Origin of the sequence: Vibrio sp. SNU_ST1 (assembly GCF_030563405.1) — a bacterium.
Lineage (GTDB): Bacteria > Pseudomonadota > Gammaproteobacteria > Enterobacterales > Vibrionaceae > Vibrio.
The window spans coordinates 640,784-663,903 of record NZ_CP130749.1; the positions used below are offsets into that span (position 1 = coordinate 640,784).

The 23,120-nt window shown below is 41.7% G+C and carries 21 protein-coding genes and 3 pseudogenes; 5 read left to right on the plus strand and 19 right to left on the minus strand.

From position 1 onward, the window contains the following. Positions 1–108: 108 nt before the first annotated feature. The 7 genes from Q5H80_RS17195 to napF form a co-directional block, all read right to left on the minus strand. Positions 109–1,308 carry an HD-GYP domain-containing protein gene (locus Q5H80_RS17195; protein WP_304570615.1) on the minus strand — a complete coding sequence of 400 codons (1,200 nt, stop codon included), beginning with the start codon at positions 1,306–1,308 and terminating at the stop codon, positions 109–111. Positions 1,309–1,886: 578 nt separating this feature from the next. Continuing rightward, entirely contained in the window at positions 1,887–2,024 is a 138-nt protein-coding gene (locus Q5H80_RS17200; RefSeq protein ID WP_304570616.1) for a TIGR02808 family protein, read from the minus strand. Between the two features lie 11 nt (positions 2,025–2,035). Beyond that, the gene (locus Q5H80_RS17205) at positions 2,036–2,617 is read right to left on the minus strand and encodes a NapC/NirT family cytochrome c (protein WP_304570617.1); all 582 of its coding nucleotides are present in this window, start codon (positions 2,615–2,617) and stop codon (positions 2,036–2,038) included. A 29-nt stretch (positions 2,618–2,646) separates the two neighbouring features. Further along, positions 2,647–3,108 carry a nitrate reductase cytochrome c-type subunit gene (locus tag Q5H80_RS17210; protein WP_004731324.1) on the minus strand — a complete coding sequence of 154 codons (462 nt, stop codon included), beginning with the start codon at positions 3,106–3,108 and terminating at the stop codon, positions 2,647–2,649. A 125-nt stretch (positions 3,109–3,233) separates the two neighbouring features. Further along, complete coding sequence (gene napA, locus Q5H80_RS17215) at positions 3,234–5,723, minus strand: periplasmic nitrate reductase subunit alpha (RefSeq protein ID WP_304570618.1); 2,490 nt, start codon at positions 5,721–5,723, stop codon at positions 3,234–3,236. Beyond that, the gene (locus Q5H80_RS17220) at positions 5,720–6,025 is read right to left on the minus strand and encodes a chaperone NapD (RefSeq protein WP_304570619.1); all 306 of its coding nucleotides are present in this window, start codon (positions 6,023–6,025) and stop codon (positions 5,720–5,722) included. Before Q5H80_RS17220 ends, napA begins: the two co-directional genes overlap by 4 nt. Before the next feature lie 23 nt (positions 6,026–6,048). Then, positions 6,049–6,528, minus strand: coding sequence for a ferredoxin-type protein NapF (gene napF, locus Q5H80_RS17225; RefSeq protein ID WP_304570620.1), 480 nt, complete (start codon positions 6,526–6,528; stop codon positions 6,049–6,051). 253 nt (positions 6,529–6,781) lie between these two features. On the opposite strand from napF, the gene narQ reads away from it, so the two are divergent. Then, positions 6,782–8,512 (plus strand): nitrate/nitrite two-component system sensor histidine kinase NarQ, encoded by a 1,731-nt coding sequence (gene narQ, locus Q5H80_RS17230; protein ID WP_304570621.1) that lies wholly within the window; start codon positions 6,782–6,784, stop codon positions 8,510–8,512. After that, the gene (locus tag Q5H80_RS17235; RefSeq protein ID WP_017076057.1) at positions 8,499–9,131 is read left to right on the plus strand and encodes a response regulator; all 633 of its coding nucleotides are present in this window, start codon (positions 8,499–8,501) and stop codon (positions 9,129–9,131) included. Before narQ ends, Q5H80_RS17235 begins: the two co-directional genes overlap by 14 nt. Positions 9,132–9,352: 221 nt before the next feature. Here Q5H80_RS17235 and dcuC read toward each other — a convergent pair whose 3' ends face one another. The 3 genes from dcuC to Q5H80_RS17250 all read right to left on the minus strand — a co-directional run bounded on the left by dcuC (position 9,353) and on the right by Q5H80_RS17250 (position 12,866). Then, positions 9,353–10,720, minus strand: coding sequence for an anaerobic C4-dicarboxylate transporter DcuC (dcuC, locus tag Q5H80_RS17240; protein WP_009845449.1), 1,368 nt, complete (start codon positions 10,718–10,720; stop codon positions 9,353–9,355). A gap of 436 nt (positions 10,721–11,156) precedes the next feature. Further along, positions 11,157–11,447, minus strand: coding sequence for a putative quinol monooxygenase (locus Q5H80_RS17245; protein ID WP_304570622.1), 291 nt, complete (start codon positions 11,445–11,447; stop codon positions 11,157–11,159). Between the two features lie 276 nt (positions 11,448–11,723). After that, positions 11,724–12,866, minus strand: coding sequence for a fatty acid desaturase (locus Q5H80_RS17250; protein ID WP_304570623.1), 1,143 nt, complete (start codon positions 12,864–12,866; stop codon positions 11,724–11,726). A gap of 166 nt (positions 12,867–13,032) precedes the next feature. On the opposite strand from Q5H80_RS17250, the gene Q5H80_RS17255 reads away from it, so the two are divergent. Then, the gene (locus Q5H80_RS17255; protein ID WP_304570624.1) at positions 13,033–13,578 is read left to right on the plus strand and encodes a GNAT family N-acetyltransferase; all 546 of its coding nucleotides are present in this window, start codon (positions 13,033–13,035) and stop codon (positions 13,576–13,578) included. 185 nt (positions 13,579–13,763) lie between these two features. Here the strand turns inward: Q5H80_RS17255 and ylqF are convergent, their stop codons facing one another. The 3 genes and pseudogenes from ylqF to Q5H80_RS17270 form a co-directional block, all read right to left on the minus strand. After that, positions 13,764–14,699 (minus strand): ribosome biogenesis GTPase YlqF, encoded by a 936-nt coding sequence (ylqF, locus tag Q5H80_RS17260; RefSeq protein ID WP_139684926.1) that lies wholly within the window; start codon positions 14,697–14,699, stop codon positions 13,764–13,766. 611 nt (positions 14,700–15,310) lie between these two features. Next, positions 15,311–15,570: pseudogene (locus Q5H80_RS17265) on the minus strand (transposase); the annotation flags it as partial. Beyond that, positions 15,566–15,711: pseudogene (locus tag Q5H80_RS17270) on the minus strand (IS110 family transposase); the annotation flags it as partial. The pseudogenes Q5H80_RS17265 and Q5H80_RS17270, both read right to left, overlap by 5 nt. A 116-nt stretch (positions 15,712–15,827) precedes the next feature. Here Q5H80_RS17270 and Q5H80_RS17275 point away from each other — a divergent pair. Further along, complete coding sequence (locus tag Q5H80_RS17275) at positions 15,828–16,487, plus strand: hypothetical protein (RefSeq protein ID WP_304570625.1); 660 nt, start codon at positions 15,828–15,830, stop codon at positions 16,485–16,487. Between the two features lie 95 nt (positions 16,488–16,582). On the opposite strand, the pseudogene Q5H80_RS17280 reads toward Q5H80_RS17275, so the two are convergent. After that, positions 16,583–17,017 (minus strand): annotated as a pseudogene (locus Q5H80_RS17280) (transposase); the annotation flags it as partial. A 90-nt stretch (positions 17,018–17,107) separates the two neighbouring features. On the opposite strand from Q5H80_RS17280, the gene Q5H80_RS17285 reads away from it, so the two are divergent. After that, positions 17,108–17,434 carry a hypothetical protein gene (locus tag Q5H80_RS17285; protein ID WP_304570626.1) on the plus strand — a complete coding sequence of 109 codons (327 nt, stop codon included), beginning with the start codon at positions 17,108–17,110 and terminating at the stop codon, positions 17,432–17,434. 205 nt (positions 17,435–17,639) lie between these two features. On the opposite strand, the gene Q5H80_RS17290 is transcribed toward Q5H80_RS17285, so the two are convergent. From Q5H80_RS17290 to Q5H80_RS17310, 5 genes are all read right to left on the minus strand, one after another. After that, entirely contained in the window at positions 17,640–17,954 is a 315-nt protein-coding gene (locus tag Q5H80_RS17290; protein WP_304570627.1) for a cytochrome c, read from the minus strand. A 351-nt stretch (positions 17,955–18,305) separates the two neighbouring features. After that, positions 18,306–18,989, minus strand: coding sequence for a response regulator transcription factor (locus Q5H80_RS17295; RefSeq protein ID WP_304570628.1), 684 nt, complete (start codon positions 18,987–18,989; stop codon positions 18,306–18,308). A 95-nt stretch (positions 18,990–19,084) separates the two neighbouring features. Continuing rightward, on the minus strand, positions 19,085–19,966 hold the full coding sequence (locus tag Q5H80_RS17300) for a hypothetical protein (protein ID WP_304570629.1): 882 nt from the start codon (positions 19,964–19,966) through the stop codon (positions 19,085–19,087). Further along, complete coding sequence (locus Q5H80_RS17305; RefSeq protein ID WP_304570630.1) at positions 19,956–22,448, minus strand: fimbria/pilus outer membrane usher protein; 2,493 nt, start codon at positions 22,446–22,448, stop codon at positions 19,956–19,958. Before Q5H80_RS17305 ends, Q5H80_RS17300 begins: the two co-directional genes overlap by 11 nt. Beyond that, on the minus strand, positions 22,432–23,118 hold the full coding sequence (locus Q5H80_RS17310) for a molecular chaperone (protein WP_304570632.1): 687 nt from the start codon (positions 23,116–23,118) through the stop codon (positions 22,432–22,434). Before Q5H80_RS17310 ends, Q5H80_RS17305 begins: the two co-directional genes overlap by 17 nt. Positions 23,119–23,120: the final 2 nt, after the last annotated feature.

Here is a 23,120-nt window from a genome sequence, read left to right on the forward strand (position 1 = left end):
AAAACAGAAAAGCCACTGAAATCAGTGGCTTTCTAGGCTCGTCCGTTTTATCAAATCAGGCCATGCATGGAAAGTGCTGACCTCTTAACCCTTGATTAGCTGGCTCTATTAAAAGAAAGGGGAGACATCAATTTCAGCCTTCGTAGGAGAAATTGCTTTTACAATCGTATGCCAGCTATGTTTTAAATCCACATACTTGACGTCAATGAAACGTTTATTCTTTCTTGAATAGAAGCACTTAACGACAGGCTCAACAGGAGCATCATCATTCGATGACCATACAATTCCAAGATGACCATTGCTCAGCTCAACGATGGCCCCAATAGGGAAAATACCAATGCAATTAATAAATTTGTACACCAATTGCCGGTCTAAGTGATTAGGTGTCATACCTAACATGATTTTAAACGCTTCCGCTGGGCTCATTCCACGTTTGTAGCAACGGTCAGCCGTTAATGCGTCATAGATATCGACGATACAAGCCATTCGGCCGTGCAGCGGAATTTGCTCACCTTTTAGTCCATTAGGGTAACCTGTACCATCTAATTTTTCATGGTGCATTAAACATACATCACGGCTAATGTGACTTAAGCCTTCGATTTTTCTGATGATAGGTTTAGCGAATACTTGATGTTGTTTGATATGCGCAAACTCCTCCTCGGTTAAACGAGAAGGTTTGTGCAAAACATTATCATCGATATGCACTTTACCGACATCATGAATAATCCCACCAATAGCCAATGGCTTTAATCGGTCTTTGCCAAAACCCAAATGCTTGCCAAATGTGACCAAAAGTGTGGCTACATTGACTGAATGTTCAAGCAGGTATGCATCCTTCTTACGCAACGCAGAAACACATTGCAAAGCGTCTGAATTAATCAGTGCTGATTCAATCAGCTCATCTGCCCAACCATCCAGTTCATCCGCAACAAACGTATGCGAATCAAATGTTGCCGTAATAATTTTCTGAGCAAGACCACGCGCTTCTTGGATGATTCGCTCGGCATTTTTTTGTCTTACTTCTCGAGAGGCTAATTTACCTGAGGAGTTTTTACTGCTTTTTTGTGGCCCCTCTGTCGTTTCATCATCAGGAACTGGGTGGAATTTACAACCTTTAGCAGAGAGTTTCTTGTCAACCCAGACATACTTAATGCCTTTATTAACTAATGTATCAATGCCTTTTTTTGAAGACACGCGTCCAGCGTTAGATAAATAAACACGCTCACTTTTCTGAATTGATGTAACAAACATTCCCACAACCAATGTGTTTATGGAAATTTTTACTGAGTCTTTAAGGTCGAACTGCATTACATCCAATTAAGTGTTGTCAAAAACAGTGTGATTCTAATCCAATTTCGCGACGAATCTAGTCAAATTATTGATTTATTTACGCTAAATGGCCAAAGTTAAGAATTGGAGACCAAAACTTCACCGACTTATGCCTTTATCTTGATACTATTGCTTACTAACGGTTAGGAGGCTGTGTCGTGCTTAGCAATGAGTTGTTCGTTACTCGCAGTTCGTTTCTTATACCAATCACAGTAAGTAAGTGATCAAACATAGCGTAGGAAAAAAGCTTGAGAACAAGGCAGAATTTTTCGATAAGTAGTTATTCTACAATCAAAAATTCTAACGAAGTTATCGAGGTTTTTAACAAGCTAGGGTGACCAGTTATTTACTACGATTGGTATTAGCCCAACGGCGATATAGAAAGGAGCTTTACATCGTGGATGTCGGTGAAGAGGTTTGGTGGGGGAACTGATACTTGTTAGTCATAATACAAAACATCAGATAATAAAAAAGCCACTGAAATCAGTGGCTTTTTAGAGTCAACCCATATCAGAATGGATTAAAATTAGCTGATAAAAGTTGACGTGTATCGATTGTTAGTCGATTTCTTTGTCTTTACTCATAGATAAAATCCAAAGAGATACGGCTGCAACACCTGCAAAGCCACCAAGTACGATAACTGGCATAGCGGTGTAACCTAGGATGTGCCAGATTACGTTCTCTAAAGTACTCATTCAATTGCTCCTTATTGCCAGCCTTCAACGCCGTGCATGTCTGGTAGTTTATGTGCGATACCTTTATGGCAATCTACACATGTTTTTTCACCAGAAGCCAATGCAGTAGAGTGCTGTTTCGCACTACGAGGGCTTTGCTCTGAGAAGTCCATGTAATCGAACTGGTGACAGTTACGACACTCAAGTGAGTCATTGCCTTTCATACGTTTCCACTCTCGTTCAGCAAGGTGAGCACGACGTGCTTTGAACTTCTCTTCAGTACCTATGGTGTCTAAAATGAAGTATGCGAACAGCTCTTTTGATGCCTGAACTTTACGTACGATTTTATCTGACCATTCATGGGGTACGTGACAATCTGAACAGATAGCACGAACACCAGAGCGGTTAGAGTAGTGAATTGTTTCTTGGATTTCAGCAACGATAGGAGCGTGACAACCAGAACAGAATTCTTCCGTATTGGTTGCTTCCATACCCGTGTTGAATGCCCCCCAGAATAAAAGACCGCCCGAGAAACCCAAGAATAAAACAACGCCTACTGCTGCTTTACTTGGTGTTGCGAGTCTTTTCCAAAACGCTTTAAGTAATTTTATCATATATAGCCTCTCTTACAGTCCGGCTACGATTAACGCAGTGAATCTACAGGTTTGAACTCGTTCTCAACTAGTGGCTTAGCATTAGCTTGAGGTACGTGACACTGTAGACAGAAGTAACGACGAGGTGAAACATCAGCAAGAACCGCATCTTCACGGTTCATGTAGTGAGTTACACTCACTTTAGTCGCACCCATTTCTTTTGCGTTTTTCCAGCTATGGCAAGAAAGACACTTGTTAGCGTTAAGAGAAACTTCATAGCTACGAATAGTATGAGGTACTAAAGGTGGTTGATATACGTAGTCACTTTCAAGCACTTGGTCACGAGGGAACTTTTTGAAGTCATCTGCTGCGCGAGTTGCTTCAAGTTCACTTGCACCACGTAGAGATTCTACGCCACCAATGCCGCCTGGGTTATCTAGCTCAGCTTGAGCTTGAACTGCACCAGCTAGCAAAAGACCAGCTGATAGTAGGGCAGTAATCAGTTTTTTCATGGTTAATTTCTCCGCCTAAAGGCTAATTCTTTGAGTGGACTACTTTTTTCAAAAAGTGATGAAAAAAGTAGTCGCAATATTAAATACGTTAGATCTTGTATCTAGGTTCTAAAAGCAATTGGCGCTTAAGAAACCTTAGTGATCTTAACTGGACACTTCTTGTAATCCGTCTGCTTAGACAGAGGATCTGTTGCATCCAAGATCAACTTGTTGATCAGAATTCTTGCATCAAAGAATGGTACGAATACCAAGCCTTGTGGTGGACGGTTACGACCACGAGTTTCAACACGAACGCGTACTTCACCACGTTTGTTTTCGATAAGAACTTCATCACCACGGCGAAGGCCACGAGCTTTGGCATCAGTAGGGTGCATGTAACAAAGTGCATCCGGTACTGCTTTGTAAAGTTCTGGTACACGACGAGTCATAGTACCTGTGTGCCAGTGCTCAAGAACACGACCTGTACATAGCCACATGTCGTACTCATCGCTTGGTACTTCTGGTGGTGCTTCGTAAGGTGCATTGATGATAAGAGCTTTACCATCTGGCTTGCCGTAGAAATCCCAACCAGAACCTTTTTTAGCGTATGGATCTGACCCTTCTTTGTAGCGCCATAATGTTTCTTTACCGTCAACAACGGGCCAACGTAGACCGCGCACTTTGTGGTAAGTATCGTAAGGTGCTAAGTCGTGACCGTGGTCGCGACCAAAGGCAGCGTATTCTTCGAATAGGCCTTTTTGAACGTAGAAACCTTGAGCTTGTGCATCGTCGTTAAGCTCTTGAGCTTCAGACAGCGGGAATGCATCAACGTTGCCGTTTTTGTACAGCACGTCGTACATCGTTTTACCACGATGCTCTGGTGCTTTAGCAAGAAGTTCTTCGCCCCAAACTTCTTCAACAGTGAAGCGTTTAGAGAACTCCATGATTTGCCATAGGTCAGACTTCGCATCACCTACAGTTTTAACTTGTTGATACCATGCTTGTGTACGACGTTCAGCGTTACCGTAAGCACCTTCTTTTTCGATCCACATTGCTGTCGGAAGGATAAGGTCAGCTGCTTGAGCTGTTGCTGTTGGGTACGGGTCAGAACATACAATGAAGTTGTCTGGGTTACGGTAACCTGGTAGACGCTCAGTGTTGATGTTTGGACCAGCTTGCATGTTGTTATTACACATTACCCAGTACGCGTTGATCTTACCGTCTTTGAGCATACGGTCTTGAACAACAGCATGAGCACCTGGCTTAGCAGGGATAGTGCCTTCTGGAAGTTTCCAGATGTCTTCTGCAATCTTACGGTGTTTAGGGTTCTTAACTACCATATCTGCCGGTAGACGGTGAGAGAACGTACCTACTTCACGAGCTGTACCACACGCAGACGGTTGACCAGTTAGTGAGAATGGGCTGTTACCTGGGGTAGAAATCTTACCTGTAAGAAGGTGGATGTTGTACACAAGGCTGTTCATCCATACACCACGAGTATGTTGGTTCATACCCATAGTCCAAAGTGACATTACTTTGATGTTTGGATCTGCGTATTGCTTAGCCAGCTTGATAAGGTCATTTTGAGATACACCTGACATTTCAGATGCTTTTTCAACTGTGTATTCAGCGACAGAAGCTTTGTAGTCTTCGAAGCTAATATCAGTCATTTTACCTGAGTTAGGGTTCGCAGCTGCTTTCTGTAGCGGATCGTCATCACGAAGGCCGTAACCGATGTCAGTCGTTGCTTGTTTGAAGTTCGTGTGCTTATTAACGAAGTCCCAGTTTACAGCATCGTTTTGGATGATGTAGTTTGCAATAAAGTTTGCAATCGCAAGGTCAGATTGAGGTTCGAAGATGTAACCTGTGTCTGCAAGCTCGAAAGAACGGTGGTAGTAAGTAGACAGTACGTTTACTTTAACGTGTGGGTGGCTTAGACGACGGTCTGTAATACGAGTCCATAGTACTGGGTGCATTTCTGCCATGTTTGAACCCCACAGCACGAACGCATCTGCGTGTTCAAAGTCATCATAACAACCCATTGGCTCATCGATACCGAAAGTACGCATGAATGCACCTACCGCAGAAGCCATACAGTGACGAGCATTTGGATCGATGTTGTTTGAACGGAAGCCCGCTTTCATCAGCTTAACCGCTGCGTAGCCTTCCATTACTGTCCACTGGCCTGAACCGAACATACCAACGCCTGTTGGACCGTTCTTCTTCAGAGCGGCTTTCCATTTCTCAGCCATTACGTCGAAAGCTTTGTCCCAAGATACTGGTGCAAAATCACCATCCTTGTGGAACTCACCATCTTTCATACGAAGAAGAGGCTGTTCAAGACGGTCTTTACCGTACATGATTTTTGAAAGGAAGTAGCCTTTAATACAGTTAAGGCCTTTGTTTACAGGTGCTTCTGGGTCGCCTTGAGTCGCGACCACTTTACCGTTTTGAGTACCAACTAGTACCGAACAGCCCGTACCACAAAAACGACAAGGCGCTTTATCCCACGTGATTTTTGTTTGATCAGAGCTAGCAATCAGGTTGGTTGCTGTTGCTGGTAGAGTTACACCTGCAACGGCTGCCGCTGATGCAGCTGCGTTTGCTTTCACAAACGCGCGTCTTGTCATTTTCATACTTCACCCTCAAGTTGAGAATTGTTGCTTCCAGTTTCTAAATCCGTTTCGTCCAGTCCAGTCTCGATTTGGTGATAAACCAAAGCTGTCCCTAAAACGTTCGTAATATTATTAATTTCTTCGATGGTGTCCGTAACAAAACCTTGGTTCTCGGTTTCTAGGACCACGATGATTTTGCCTTCAGGACTGCAGCCGTAGATCTCTGCGTTATCGAACTGCTCGATTTGTGCTTTGATCTCGTCTAGATGCTCTGGGCTCACATGCACGACTAAACTTGATATATGCACTTCATTTAGTGCCATAAATTGCTCTCGTTATTTTTGTTTTATGCATTACTCACAAGAATAGCCGAAGTAGGGCAAACTGCTACGCAGGCTCCACATCCGCTACACTCATCTAACTTGATTTTTGGTAGAGCAACACTGCCGGCTCTAAGTTGAAACTGAATCGCCATAGGTTCACACATGTCACCACAGCTTCGGCATTCAACATTTTGTTGCGCTAAGCATTTATCAGAGATAGTTGCTTTGGCTTGCCAAGGTTTTTCTTCCTTGGACTTGAAAATTGGTTCAGGACAAGCGTCAGCACATTGATAGCAAAACGTGCATTCATCTTTCGAAAAGTCGACAGTAGGAAAACCACCGTCGCCGATAATGATGATGTGAGTCTCGCAACTTTCGATGCATTTACCACAACGTGTACAGTCATCTGCGAAGCTTTCTAGACTTTTAATCCAAGGCAATCGAATTTGGCTTGAATCTACTTTGCGCCTAGAAAATAGGCGTCGTCTCGATAGGTCTACCACTAAATACCTATTAATGTTGCTAAGATGTTGTAATTGTAGGTCATTGGTTCGTTAATATCTTGTCATTTATCCTCACAAGTAGTGTAGTTTTAGAAATATTTGTATAAATACCCCTTAAGGGCTAAATAGGATCCTATATTGTCTTAGATCAATAAATTATGAAGCGTTTGCTCACATATTGAATGGAGCTCTGTTTTTTGATGTGTGACAATAGGTTCCCGATAGCCACTTTATATACCTCAGGATATTGATTTTGCTTATTAAACCTGTTTCATCTGTGACGAGTACAATAGCGAAATCATTGCTATTAATATTGCTCCTTTCAGTTGCCACTACTGGTTTTGCTATTTTTACATTAGCGTCCAGCCTTAACGATGCCGAGGCGGTTAACGTGGCAGGCTCAATGCGTATGCAAAGCTACCGTTTAGCGCATGATATTCAAATAGAATCAATCGATTACGATTCCCACATTCGTGAATTTGAAAGTTCTCTTTATTCCACATCAATGACTAATTTGGTGAGTTGGGAAGTACCAAGTGATATTACGAATGATTATTATTTAATTATTGGTCGTTGGCATGAATTGAAGCAGGTTTTAAATAGTGAAGACCGAAAACACTACCTTGTGTTAGTTAAGAACTTTGTTATTGAAATCGACAGCTTTGTTTTTAAGTTGCAAGAGTTTTCAGAAGATAAATTAATTAAATTGGCATGGGCTGGAGGTATAGGTCTAGGTGGAATACTCGTCATATCTCTTTTTGTTGTTCATTTTGTACGTAAACAAGTTGTTAAACCTTTGCATGCACTTGTTCGAGCAAGCCAAAGAATAAAAAATAGTGATTTTGAGGTTAAATTAGAGGTTACGAATAATAATGAACTGGGTATTTTGACCAAAACATTTAATTCGATGGCGAAAGATCTTGGGGTGCTGTATCGAAACCTTGAAGGTGTTGTTGATGCTAAGACGGTTGAGTTACAAAATGCCAATCAATCATTACAGGCTCTTTATTATTCTTCTCAAGAGCTCACGGTAACGCGCATTGCACCGGAAAATTTCCGTGCTATTTTGCAACATTTGGTTAGCTTAGAAGGGATTGAATCTCTAAGGTTAGAGATAGTCGATAATTCGGGACGTTCTTTGATAATGGATGAAGGGTATGATTCGAACTTAGATTATGAAAAGTTTGAAATGAAGCTAGATGATAACGAACTTGTCTTGGGGTATCTGTATTGCTCATATCATCATGGTCATTCAACAAAGGCACTAATTGAGAGTTTTATCCAACTATTATCGCGAGCTATCTATTATAATCGCGCGCAAAAGAAAGCTGAGCAGCTTATTATTATGGAAGAGCGTGCGACGATTGCGCGTGAACTGCATGATTCATTGGCTCAATCTCTGTCGTATTTGAAGATCCAAGTGACATTGTTAAAGCGTGTCATTGGTAAGCTTCCCGAGCACAAACATCGAGAGCAGTCAGAACAGATAGCCTCAGAGATTGGGAATGGTTTGGCTGATGCTTATACTCAATTACGAGAGCTGCTTACTACATTCAGGTTGACTATAAAAGAGAGCAACTTTGGAGATGCTCTGAGCACCATGCTTGAAGAGCTCTCCGAAAGAACCGATGCGAAGATTAATTTAACCAATAATCTCTCATCGTTAGAGCTTGATGCTCACAGTCAGGTTCACTTGCTTCAATTGATTCGTGAAGCAACAATAAATGCAATAAAACACGCCAATGCCGATTTGATAGATGTATGCTGTATCGATGAGGACGGAGAAGTATTAGTCGTGATTAAAGATAATGGAGATGGCTTTGACCCAAGTAGTTCGAAGATGAACCACTACGGGATGAGCATTATGCAGGAGCGTGCGGCAAGACTGAATGGCGACTTAACGATTGAGGCGGCTCAAGGTGAAGGCTGTACAGTCATATTGAAATATAAAAGTTTGAAGGAAGTTAAAGTTGACGATTTGTAAAGTGATGCTGGTTGATGATCATCCATTGATGCGCAGAGGTATAAGCCAATTACTGAGCTTTGAAGATGAATTTGAAGTGATTGCAGAAGCAAGTAACGGTACTGAAGCAGTCGCTCTTGCCCATGAAGAAGAACCTGATTTGATCCTATTGGATCTTAATATGAAAGGCATGTCTGGATTAGATACCTTGAAAGCACTTCGCACTGATGGCTCAAGCGCTAACATTGTTATTTTAACCGTTTCTGATAGCCCTGCGGATATCGAAGCGATTGTTAAGGCGGGCGCTGATGGTTACTTATTGAAAGATACTGAACCCGATGAGCTGATTGAACTGCTTAAGCAAGCACATAGCGGTGACAAGGCTTACAGCAGTGTAGTCTCTCGTTACTTGAATGATGCTGATAGCCGAAATGATATTTTTGACCAACTGACTGAACGCGAAATGCAGATCCTGCAAGAAGTCGCAAAAGGTTACCGTAACAAACAAATCGCTGATCATCTGTTTATCTCTGAATCGACAGTTAAGGTGCATATGAAGAGCTTACTGAAAAAATTACAAGTGCCTTCACGTACTGCTGCAACGGTTTTGTATCTAGAACGCTATGGTGACATGAAGTAAGGCTTGCTCCTTTGAAATAAACTATTTCAAGCCGTGCCGATTAAAGCTTTTGTGAAGATTTTTTAGAGTGACACTCCAACGGATAGAGTTTTGAATATTCTAAATTAAGATACAATAAAAAAGGCGCTGAACTTACTAAGTTCAGCGCCTTTTTGTTAGGGCATTTTATATCGGCATCTCTATCTTAGCTTGTATCAGTCTAGATAGAGTGTTTCTTATAGTTAAGCTGCCATTGGAACCAATACCAGCGTACCAAAGATAACCGTGATAAGACCACAGATTACTGGAACAGAAGTACGTTTAACAACTTCAAACGGGCTGATTTTTCCCATACCAGATGTCGCAACAATTACGCCAGATACTGGAGAAATGGTACGGCCTAAGTTAGATGCTTGAAGCATAGGGATGATTAGGAACGCAGGGTTCAAGCCCATTTTCGCCGCCAGTGATGGAGCCAGCTCTACGAATGCATAGAAAGGCGCGTTACCAGAACCTGTCGCGATAGCTGCAGCAACCGTTAAACCTGTTAGGATAAGCATCAATGCGATACCGCCAGCGCCTGCCGATTCAGCAAGACCGATTAGGTTATCAATTGCACCGATAGACATTAGACCTTGAGCAAATACGCCCGCCGCAACCAACAACATTACTACGCCTTTGAACGCGTCAGCCATGCCTTGGTAGCAAGAATCTAAATCTTCTAATGTTTTCTCACCGTCAAACTTCTTAACAACGTAATCGATAACTGCACCCACGAAGATTGAACCTACCACAATGGTGTAGATATCAAGTGAAAGCCCTGGAATTGTGCGGCCGTTGAATAGGAAAACACCGATGATAGGTAGGAATGGAAGTGCAGCGTAGAAAGCTGGTGCTGTTGTTTCGATTTCAGAAACGTCAACTTTTTCCATAGGTGTGTTTTCTTTCTTATCTAGATATTTGTTCCAGAAGAAAGCGGCACCTGCCATTACGATGATCGCACAGATAGAAACTGGCAGTACCGTTTGAACGGCAAACACATCTAGAGACATGCCTGATTTTTCTGCTGCGATAACCACATCACCAGAAGTTGGTGAAAGAATGATGGCTGCAGGTGACGCACAAACTGCAACCGCTGCCGGGCGTGAAATACCCATTGCCGTCATCATTGGGAATAGGGTCGCCATCAATAGCACACCAAGGCCTGTTGCAGAACTTACTGCTAGAGACATTAGACAAGCTACGATGTAGGCCGCAACAAGAAGTACGTATGGAGACTTGATAGCAGCAAGCGGTTTAGAGAATTGTTTCACTACCACGTTGTTTGCGCCGATGTGGGTCATGTAAGAAGCAAAACCACAAAGAAGCATGATTTGCATGCCTAGGCCACCACCACGGTACTGAAGCATGTACTTAACAAATTCTAGTGAGTCGGTAACCATGTTACCTGTTGAAGCGACCTTTGCTGGTAAGACTGTGTGACCGATAAGGCCAGTAATAAGAAGTAGGGCAAGGCCTGCAGTTAGTAACACGCCTGCGGCTTTATAGCCTTTTACAATAAAGTAACCAACAGCGATGGTAATTACTAATCCGATCAAGAGCTCTAACATAGAAATCTCCACAAAGTTTAAAAAATATAAGAAAGTGTTTCAGAATATGACAATGAATGTACAGAAAACCGAACTGTGGCACGAGACAAACTTGACTTTGGTATGATCTAAGACAAACATTTTTTCCTATGTTAATTGTGGTTGTAAATATTGATTAACTACTGTTGTTTGGGTGTTAATAAACAAATTTTGCAGCTTGCTAGAATATAACTTGGATCACCTTTGTTTGTTTTAGTTGCATATAGAGACGTTGTTTTATAAATCGTGAGTGGTTTTTGTATGTTGAAAGGAAACATTTAACGAAATGGCTGTTTTTGAGTAAGGCGATGATAGTGGTGGATTTCTTAATTGTCAGAATGAGCGGATAAAAGTTTCTTGAAAAGACAAACCCTGCGTTAAGAGCAGGGTTTTTATTGAATCAGTTCTGAGTGACTGGTTAGGCGATATGCGTCATTTTATTAAGCACAAAGGTTTCAATACAGCCTTCAGTCGCAGCCATATACTCAGCGATGTGTTGGCTCGCTAAGTGTTTGTCTAGATGAGCTTCAGATTCCCAGTTCTCATGAAAAACGAAGTGGGCAGGGTTACTGTTATCTTGGTGCAGATCGTAATTAATACAGCCGTCTTCAGCACGGGTTTTATCGATCAATTTAATCATCTCTGATTTAACAAGATTAGTTTTGTCTTCTTTAGAGACGATCGTTGCAATAATAGTCAGTTTACTCATTTTTAATTCCTTAGCTCTAAACTCAGTAAGTTAAAGTAATATAAGTATAAATTCAGATTGAAGAAAGAGTTCTGGAATCCAATAACTATGGTTCTTGAAGTCCACAATTTAGACTTGACAGTATTTGGCTAATGGCTAATGGCTAATGGCTAATGGCTAATAGGTTACGCTCATAAAAAAGCCCTCATAGTAATATGAGGGCTTCAAATAAGAGTTAAACAGTGTCATTACTGGTGCATTAAGCGGATTACCCTGCCTTAAGTCTATTATTCCACCTTAAGCATACTGTTCCACAGTCATTGCCCAATTTTTTTTCTGTTGCTCAAAATTCATTTTGATTTGTTGGTAACGAACTTTAAGCAGAGAGTGTTCGTACTTCTTCACAACATCTTCGCGTTTGCTTTCAAGTAGCTGCTTTTTTACTTCGTAATACTCATTCATGTTTGATACTAGAGCATCGAATTCTTGTTGAAGCTTGTCTGCGATTTGTTGCTTGTCGGCACGATGCATGATCTTTTGCTGCGTGAGTTTAAGTAACATTGATGCTTCTGCTTTTTCAATACGAGCTTGAGGGGTTTTCTTTAGCTTACTTGCCAGTCCCATCAACGAAGCACTCTTGATCAACCACTTTGTTGGATCGTATTGCCACCAGTAGATGCCGTTACGGTAGTCGTTCTCAAAGATGTGGTGGAAGTTATGGTAGCCTTCGCCAAAAGTAAGAACCGCTAGCACACCATTATCACGGGCCGTGTTTTTGTCGGTAAAAGGTTGGCTACCCCAGATGTGAGCAAGAGAGTTAATGAAGAATGTTGTGTGGTGGTTAAGTACCAAACGAACAGCGCCTACGACTAACAACATGCCAAGTACGTCACCGTAAATAATACCTAAAGCGATAGGAACACCGAAGTTCATTAGCAATGCCAACAGAACGTAGTGCTTGTGCTGCCACATAACAATTTTGTCTTTCTTTAAATCTCGACAATTTTCATAATTTTCATACATCGAGGTGCTGTAGTTGCGAATCATCCACCCGATGTGAGAATACCAAAAACCACGTTTTGCTGAGTATGGGTCTTTGTCGTTGTTATCCACGTGCTTATGATGCACACGGTGATCAGAAGACCAGTGTAGCGCGCTGTTCTGCAGGGCAAACGCGCCACCTAGTGCAAACAGGAATCTTAGGCTTGAATGCGCTTCAAACGCTTTGTGTGACCATAAGCGATGATAACCCGTCGTGATTGAAAGGTTACAGAACGTAAAGCAGATCGCTAGCCATATCCAGTGCTCCATGCCATAGCCGAAAAAGTAGCCATAAACGGGAGCTGCAACAACAGCAAGCAGCATACTAAAAGAGAATACAAAAATATTGAGCCAGATTAATGGCGGCTTTTTTGTAGATTGTTTGTCGGCACTATTCATTAGCAAATTCCCATTGAGCTTACATCTGTGCGCTAGAATATCAGCGTACACGTGTAAGTCAATATTGAAAGTGTAAACGTGTATTAGTATGTTTTGCTTAAATATTGTATAAAGGTAGTGTGAAATGTAGTAGCAAGTCATAAATGGAAGTACTAAGGGCTAATAAATGGAAATTAAGGTAGCTGAATATAAAGATTATGAGCGGATTGCCCAATTACACGCGGATAGCTGGAAGCTATATTACCGTGGCATTCTTGCTGATGATTACTTAGAAAATGATGTTTTGGAGGACAGATCTGTTATTTGGCAGACTCGTTTGATTAACCCTCCTTTTAACCAACATGTTTTATTGCTTGAAGAGGGCGGTTTACTGGTTGGTTTCGTCTGCGCGTTTGGTAATCACAATTTTGAGCGTGGCACGTTCATTGATGCGTTACATGTAGACAATAATTATCGCGGTAGAGGTGTCGGTAAGCGTCTATTGTCTGAATTATCGAAGTGGTTGCAGCAATACTATTCGGATTCAGGTCTATACCTAGAGGTGATGTCTGAAAATCACCAAGCCATTGCTTTTTATCAAGCGATTGGTGGTAAAGAAGAACTAGAGCAAGTGTGGGATGCACCGTGTGGAAGTCAAGTGAATGAGAAGGTGATCTCTTGGAGCTCTCCCGTTGAACTTGAACAGAAAACAGCAAGCATTGTGTATTCTTAGTCACTTCAAGTTGAATAATCGTTCCTTGCTCAACAGCTGCCTCGTACTGAAGTTGCTTTAAAGCAGAAGAACAAACCAAAAAGCCCCGAGCATTAAATTGTTCGGGGCTTTTTTGATTAGAGTAGACGCTTCAATTATTTGGCGCTTAGTCGCACCATGTGATTTTTTCTTAAAACGAAGAGAGATTAACGCTTGTTCTTCAAGTAACGCTTACGGCGTTCTTCTTTCTTCTTAATTTGTTGTTCAGCTTTCAGTGCCGCTGCTTCTTCAACTTCAACCAACTCTTTGGTGATCATTTCTGGTAGTTCCAGAGTAACTTTGCCTAAAGTACCGTTGCGCAGTTCGTGAAGCAAGATCTCAGAACACTTGTGGATGTCGATATGACCACCCGCACGAAGTGCGCCGCGCTTACGGCCAATCGCTTCCATCAACTCAATATCAGACTCAGGCAGCTCTTCAATTTGGTAGCGTTCTTGCAAAAGGTTAGGGTATTGCTTTGCAAGGTACTCGACTGTGTAGAATGCCACTTCATCGTATTCCATTGCTGTATCTTTTACCGCGCCAGTTGCAGCCAGGCGGAAGCCACTGTGTGGGTTTTCTACTTTAGGCCATAGGATTCCAGGAGTGTCTGAAAGGATCACGCCGTTTTGCAGGTTGATACGTTGTTGACGACGAGTTACCGCAGGTTGATTACCTGTAACTGCAATCGTACGTCCCGCTAAACAGTTGATGATGGTCGATTTACCCACGTTCGGGATGCCCATGATCATTGTACGAATGTTCTTACCCATCTGTTCACGGTGCGGTGCTAACTTACGTACTAGCTCCATAACGTGGTTAACTTCTTCTTTTACGCTAGTCGTAATCGCAATCGCTTTAACGCCTTGCTCTTTCTCGAAGTGCTCAATCCAACGTTGAGTCAGTTCAGGATCCGCAAGGTCACGCTTGTTCAACACTTTTACACAAGGCTTATCGCCGCGCAGTGAAGAGATCATTGGGTTTTCACTACTGAACGGGATACGAGCGTCCAGTACTTCGATGATCACATCAACCTGTGGGATAACTTCTTCGATTTCTTTACGGGCTTTATGCATGTGACCCGGAAACCATTGAATAGACATAGAGATAAACCTTGATAAATATATTTGCTGCACATTGTAAGGGTTCGCTAGGGCGTGTAAAGCGCTATGTTAGTTAGAAGCCTTTCGTTAAAAGCTTAAGACCAAGTTTTTATCGGGTTCTTTTAAAGTTGAGGGCAGTCTTGCTGTGTACGTTTCGTGTGGGGTATTTGTTGTATCGCTGCATTATAGTGTTGTGAATGCCTGTTAGTTAGGCTGTACGCACAGACAGTTTATTGCTTGTTGAATAATGAATGACTTAAAAAAGAGTGGTTTTTAACTCTGAATGAGCACGAGTTTAACGAGGGCGTTAATGTTAAATTGTTAATTAGTAAATTAATGATTGGTTAAAAATGATAACGTGCCTTACATCGGCGGCAATATGTGCTTGCACGTTTTCACACTGAATGTTTAGACCCACTTTTACATTAAATGCATAGCATTCAGTTGTTTATGGGCGACATGCTCGGTTAGAGAATCCAAAAGTTCACGTCAGTTCCATCAGCATTTGTACAACGATTTTCACAGTACTAAAATACGTTTTACTACACGCTCTTAAATTAATGATTTTGTTACGGAAACAGCATGCTAACAAACGACTATGGCGTCGATAGTTAATTTTTGGCGCTGTTTTCATTCCATATAACACCATCTCTGAGCATTGAATTTAAGATTACAACCATCTTGTGCACGCATGCAATAATCGCGACTTTATTTGACTTTCCAGCGTCTAAAAGTCGTTGATATGTCGCTTTCAAACGGGGTTACATTGCATGGCAGACAGCATCGCCATGTATAATATTATACGAACTTGAGCACCTCCACCTTGTATCACTCGCTTTCCTTTGTAGCGTCCGCTTTCTTTAATGTTTGGCAAATTTAATTAACGCAGACTTATTAGATTTAATAGGTCAATGTGTTGCGGATTTTCTCCTCGATGTTCTTGCAAAACAGCGACTTGAATAAATGACTTATGCGTATCTAAGCCAATGAAGATTATGCTATCTTTACTCATGCTAGCATCCAAATTTAGTTGTTTTACACACTAATTATGGTTATAAGCTAATCCACGATATTGGAGGCTAGCACCTTTCGTGGGCGTCATTGTGTCTAGGGCAATAGGAGTATATTTTGAACAGTGATGATATTGGTTCGATCATTGAATGTTTTATATCGAAAGAGAGTGCGCTAAACGATGTTAAGAACTTTTTTATTGACAATAAAATGGAAGCACTCTCATTTCTGGCGGGAGTTGTATCTTTAGCTATTGCTTTGATTGCAGCTTTATTAGGAGACGCTACCACTTCTTACATATCGCTATTTGCTTTTTTTGCATTTCTTGTACTGTATTCATTGTCCTCATTCATTTCTACAGTTCGCTTCTTTGTGGGTGCAACAAAAGAAACTTTAAAAAATATAAATGAAAGATACCGGACGGACTATATAGTCGCGGAAGAAATTTCAACCTTCGGTGATGACAGCATAGACTGTGTTAAGGTCCTCTTTGAGGATCGCATTAGGTATTTAGAATCGAGGGTAGGTTTCCTTGTTGGAATCGTTGATAAACTCGGTATTGTTCCTGCTATCATCATGATCTACTTGGCATATATTAAAGCATTGGGTTCCGAAGAAATATTCAACTTATCACCTTTAATCACAGGCATCGTTTCTGGAGTTTATTTAGGCGCAATTACAGCTCGTATTGTAATTGATGCTTTGCGAGAAAAAATAAGTATCTTAGAGCTTTCGAGAAAAATATCTCAAAAGCGCAAGGGATTCAAGTTGCCCTAACAAACGACTATGGCGTCAATAGTTAATTTTTGGCGCTATTTTCATCCCATATAAAATCATTTCTGAGCATTGAATTTAAGATCACAACCATCTTGCGCACGCATGCGATTCATAAGCGCGGTGCGTTCACGAACCCAATGCTCTCTTATTCTATGTACCGATAGGATGGCTTGTTGCTCGGGGGATTTTATTGGCACAAAGCGAGTCGATGGACGCTGAACAGCTTCAGCTTCGCAGATAGCGACTGCATCATTAAGGTCGCTCTTTCCCTTAGCTCGATAAGGCATCACGTATTTAACGGCCATAATACGGGAATCGTGACCGAGTGTATTGAGTGTTCTTGCCCAATAATGTGCACCACCACACGCTTCAACGCCTATACGCATGAGTGGCATATTTGCTATTGTAGTCAGCAGTTTAGAGCGGGTTACTGACTTATGAAGTAAGACTTTACCATTTTGGTCTACGGCATGAAGACTTAAGTGGTTTTTAGCTAGGTCGATACCGCAGAAATAATAATAATCAGACATGGTGCCTCCGGTGCAATTAAGTACCACATAAGTGTGGCAGATCCTCGGTAGGGGGAATCCATGTCATTCGTTATGTTCTATGGAGGGAATATGCAACTAGAGTGGGAAGTCATAAATGGAGTAACAGGCATAGTTAGTGCTATCTGTTCCATTTTGGGTGTGGGGTATTTTGGAACAAAGCGTAAATCTGAAATTAATTCAAGTGATCGAATGTTATCTCTACCGATGTTTATGGCTTTTATCTTTAGTAGTGGCGGTTGGGGTCTTTTGTGCTTGTGTGGGTTATGGGTATTCGAGCCATTTGGCCCATATGTGAGTAGTGATGATTACTTACAGTTTTATGGTGTGGTGTTAGCTTTACCTGCATTTATGATTTTTAGTTTTGGACTCAATACTCTAAAAGAGCTTCGAACATAACTAATAAGGATTAAGGTGTTGCGCAGCCAACACTAAATCCCGAGTGTTGAACAAGCCCGAAGCCACTTTATTAAGTAAATTGTACGATTGCATTTGAAGGGCACATCGTTTTGGTTCTACTCTACGGACGCGCAATTGGATAATCGTAATTCCATTAACCTTGTACACTGCATTTTCAAAGCTAGGTAACAATCATCGAAGGTGTTTAGGGCTGAGATGAATAAAAAGCCGCAATATCTTTCAAGTCTTGATCATTAAGTTTACTTAGTTGTGTTTGCATCATCTCAGCGTAAGCGCCTTGTCTATCACCGTTTTGGTAAGCTTTCATTGTGTTATAGAGGTATGTTGAATCTTGGCCAGAAAGTTTTGGGTAAGCAGTGTTACTTGTTTCACCCGTGGGGTTATGACAGAAAATGCAACTTGGTGACTTCATTTTACCCAGTTCAGGATCGCCAAAATTAGAGGCATGAAGGCTAGGGGAAAGAGTGAGTAATAGTAAAGCGAAGGATCGGTAAGTCATGCTTTTGCTCCGGACAAAACATTACGATAAAGCTTACCCCAAGGGGAAGCTCAAGTCTGAATTGCTATAAAGCCAAATATTTAAGTACTCAGCAGACTTTTGCTCTGCTAGGGAGATCGAGGGTTTCAGACGTGATGTTTTGTGAGTTCACAAACTCTACTCGTGTCTTAGAGGATAGAATGTAATTAAGTCACTGATGATATTATTTAAACTGCTTTGTTCAGTCTAACTGTGATTCTATGATGGAGGGGGATAATAGAAGCACACCTTTTTAAGGGCCTAAATTATAATACGATCTATTATAAAAATCACTGCAATCCGCTGCCTCTATATTTGTGACTCAAATATTAACTACATGCCTGGTTGTATAATGGTCTCTAAGCTATTGATAAAATTTGCTTTTCTTATTGCTTCTTTTCGGTTGGTTACGTTTATTTTTTTATATATATTATATACATGTGTCTTCACAGTACTTTCTGAAATAAATAGTTCTCTTGATATCTCTAAATTTGTATCTCCTCTGATAACTCGTTTAAATATTTGAGCTTCTCTTTTTGTAAGAGTAGATAATATTACCTGTGACTTGAATGTATGGGAGCGCGCATTGGATAAAATATGCGACATTAACTTCCTCGGTAACCATAGATCGTCATCACAGACCGTTTTCAAGCAACGTGTAAGGTGTTCTACAGGAGCATCTTGATAGATTATGCCCTTTATATTAAACATGTTGAATAATTGTATTACGGTAATACTCTGTCCGGTAATATCAGAGGGAACGTCATAGATTACCCATTTATTGGACTCTACTTTTGATAAGGTAATGTAGACATCTTGGATGTCAGCTAAGAGTAAGTAACTAATGATAATGACATCGAACGTCTTGCGATGATTCGAACGTTCAATACCTGAAATACATTCGCGACTAAAAGAAAAGTCACTATACTTCTCTATTTCTCGTTGAATAAACTGGTTATTTATACCGTTGTCGCCAATTAGGAGCATGTGCTTTAAATTATTTTTTTGGTTATGCATAACGTACTCCGAAACTGACAAACTAAGTTTTGATTATATGATGTGTCGTTTTATATAATTGCGTTGCATATCTCAGGATTTATATAATTACATATTTACGGCTGCTGTGAAAGGAGAGGTTCTATAGAAATTTGTAATGTGTCGTCATATATTCCTCCCGGTTTGTTCTCTGTTTCCCCAATAACAAAACTCAAAGGAATAGGTTGACCAGTCGTAGCTGAAAGACGCTGAATTTTTGCATCAAGTTGATTGAGGTTTACTCTATCGTTATCGAGGGACAGTTGGTATGGAATATCCCATTTTGCCTCATCAGATTCGTGGCGTAACATCCCTTGATGGGATGATTCCAATACGATGGTATACGCTGTATTGCTTTGCACCCATAGGTTCGGTGCCGAACGAATAATCTTGTTTGAATATAATGGCCCAAGATCAAGATCATAGTGCTGTTGAGTTAACCCATAAAAGTGAACTTTTGCAGCTGGTGGCACGGTAACGGATACTGGGAGTGAGCTAGGGCTGATCTCTATTTGTTGATTGTCTGAGGTATAAGAGGGCGATACTTCTAAAAGCCCCCGATAGGTTCCTGACGCTAGCCACTGTTTGCTTGGGAAACGCATTTGTATGGTTGTCGAAGGTTGACTGTCGGTTAATGATAAATGCCACTGATTCGCGATTGGCACACCCACTTGTCCACTCCACTCGAAGTTGAGTTCGTCTTGGTTTAACCCTTTTAACGTCCGACTGGTATCGTTAAGTTGTAAAACCAAACTCAATTTACAGGCTTCTCCAATTATATTCGCATCGATCCTATAAGTATTAATTGTTGCGTAAGTACCTGTGTTGAAAACGTCGTATTGCGACTGGGATGAGACGGGTTGAATAGTCAATGCACTAGCTTCACATGCTAATACAGAGGGTATCGAATTCATGGCGATGAGGAACCACCCTCCCCACCGAAGTTGTTTAATCCACATACACATCTCCTAGTCTGATCAAGTTGTCACTGCGCTCGCTGAGAGTAATGACGGCTGACTCTTGTTCTTTAGTGTCAAGAATCAGTTGATATTTCCCTGGCTTTAACCCGGATATCGCAAATATGCCACTCCGATTGGTAAAGAAGTCAATCGGTAACTGTTTGGCTTCACCAAGGTAATGTGCTACACCAGCGACAAGTGAAATTGGATTGTTACTTTGACGGTCATATAGCTTGCCAATCACGGTTAAGACCGCATCGGAACCAATTTGTAGTTGGAAGCCCCGCTTATAGTCAGGCTTAACCCAAAAAGCACCATCACCCAAATCATATCCCGGTGGTAAGTTATCGACCTCATAACCGATGACTTGGCTATTATAAGCAACAAGATCAGGGACCATGGCACTGGCATCTCCGTTAAGGTAAACGCGTGCGTACTCTCCGTCTTTTGTTGGGTCTAATGCCACGTCATTCTCTGCGAGGCTTTCGTGCTTGCTGACAATAGCAAATGCTTCACGGACCGGTCTGCCGATCGTTACCGATGAACCTGCAAACGCAAGTGCGCTGCTGATGGTCACGTCGGTACTGTGGTTTCTTGTGTCACCACTAATGTCGTCAAGACGAGAGGCATGGGTCGCACTCAATTCGTAACGGTTTGCCGTATAGTTAATACCAGCGTCCATATCGGCGTCCGTTTCTTCATTCGTAATGACACTCGCAAACCCTGATATCCCTCCGGTGTTACCTATATTATTCTGATAGCTGTAATCTAAGGCGGCTTCTCTTAGCTCTGTACTGTAACGACCGACGACACGAGTTTGTCGGCTAAGAGGCCAACTTATGGTGAGCGTAGTGCTGATGTCATCGTCTTTACTGGCGTGATCTTGATAGCTAACACGGGCACTCCAAGTCGCGTGAGTATCAAACAGTCCGTCCGATAAACTCGGGCTAATTAGCCAATAGTCGTTCTCTTTGTCTATTCCTGAACGGTAATTGACTGTCATGGCGGCACGTAAAGATCGACTTAGATAAATAGAACCGAATGCAGAAGCATAGTGAGTGGTTAAGTTGATGTCTTTGTCGGAGGCGTCAAACCCGGCAACACCAGTAAAATTGTTGCTCAGATACTCATAAGTAACACTCAGTTGTGGAGCCGGTGTATTTTTACTGGGAAATTCCGCATCAAATGCAAATTTGTAAGCATCGCCAGTTCCAAATACAGGATGTTTGCTACGTGAAGCATTGAGTTCAGTGACTCCCCATCTAGAAGCGATGAGTGCGGTAGTACCATATTGGTATAAATCTTCACGGGTTTGAAAGTTGGTACCTAACGTTAACCAAGGGTTAATACCCACGTCGACATAACCATGGAAAATACGCTCATCGGTTAGGTATTCTAATTGTCCATTTTGGAGTTCAGAGGGTGCTCCGTACATAATGCTATATTCAAACTCACCGCTATTGAGTAAGTCGTTACCAGTCGCAATAGAAAACTCGATACGCTCTTCATTCCCAGAACGATCGGTAATGACGAGTACAATATCGTTACTACCTTGCGCGAGAGGTATATCACTCAGGTTGTAGCTACCAGCGCCTAAAGTTAATCGTTGGACTGCAATCCCATCTATATAGACATCGACATTCGAGGCTCTTTGAAGTGTGAATGATTGATTGGCTCGTGGTCGTGCATTTCTGGTTGGAATCAGTGTGAAATCTCGAGTTAAGCCAATACCAAGTATGTCGGTGCTGTCTTGAAAAGATTGGCCACTGTTGTACATATCGCCGAGCACAAGTCGTGTACCTTGCTGTGCAAAGTCAATATTAAGACGAGTTCCTTCTCTCACATATTGTGACTTTTGTGATGAACCATTTTCTAAATAGGATTCATATTCAAAATTGAAAAAACCAATGTTAAGTGCAGAGTCGAATTGACTTCGATAAAGATCTTGCCTTGACGATTTTTGGTCGACATATTGGCTCTCATTGGCGGAAAGGGCCACGTTAACGTATCCGCTTAATAGACTTGGCTCAGCATAGTTATAAAAATCTTCTGCGCCGTTCATCGATAGTTGTTGGGTTAAGCTAAATTCTGGCGGAACCGTCACGATACATTCCAATGAAGAAGAGTCGAAATTAAGTTCCAGCCCTACGCTCTTAAAGTGGTGTTGCGACAGCATCTCATCGTCTGTCGTGTCATGGAGCTTACCAATACCTTCTTGAGTGACGACAGACGAAAGGAGAGACAGCGTACTTTCCTTTGGTAAAAGAATTTCGTTGTTTGCGGTAATGATAATATCCGCTTCACCAAGTATGGTGTCACTTATTCTTAGTAAAGAGGTAAGTTGAATATCGCGTCCTGTCGGGTTCAATACCATTTCCTGCCCCCAAGCTACAGGGCTTAAGGCGGTACAATAAAACAGTACTAATCCCAAGACATAGAAAACTTGCCACATCTTGTGAGAGGTTTCAGTTTTCATATCCATGATAAGTGCCTACTGGTAAGTGATTTAAAGAAGAAGGCAAAGTAATAGTCGAGCGTGGTGGAATAAACTGTTCACCTAAAGCCTCATGTACCTTTTGGTTCTGAGATTCGAGCCCCTTAAAATGAAGTAACGATGTATAGGTAAATCGCGACCCTGAATTAGTGAGTGTTAGTTTTCCTTGTTCATCTATATGTAAGTTCACGTCAGGCTCTAGCGAGGATGAATGAATGTGCAGCAACGCATTGTAGTGAACTTGCAAATTGATACCAGTTGTTAAACTGGTAGGACTGTCCACTTTTCCGTTGTTTTGACCAATATTTACGGTACTGAAACGAACAAAGTAACTTTGGGAAGTTTCGAGTGAGCGGTTTCCCAACCATTGTATACGGAATACTTGACGTTCACCGGGGGCCAACATAGCGGCAGGTGGAAACACAAACATCACCTCACTCGATAGATCTGATGTTTGGAACGTGCCATCAGGTAAGAATTTCAAACGACGAACGTTAGCTTCAAGTGGGAGATCCCGCGTTGAGTTGTTAGTCACAACCAGTTGCGATGTTGCCCTGTGATCGGTATTGAGTTCAATGACGGTTGGAAACAGTGTTATGCCAAACGCTTGTGCACACAGAAAACAAGAAATTAACCCACCCAAAATATAACGTCTCATTG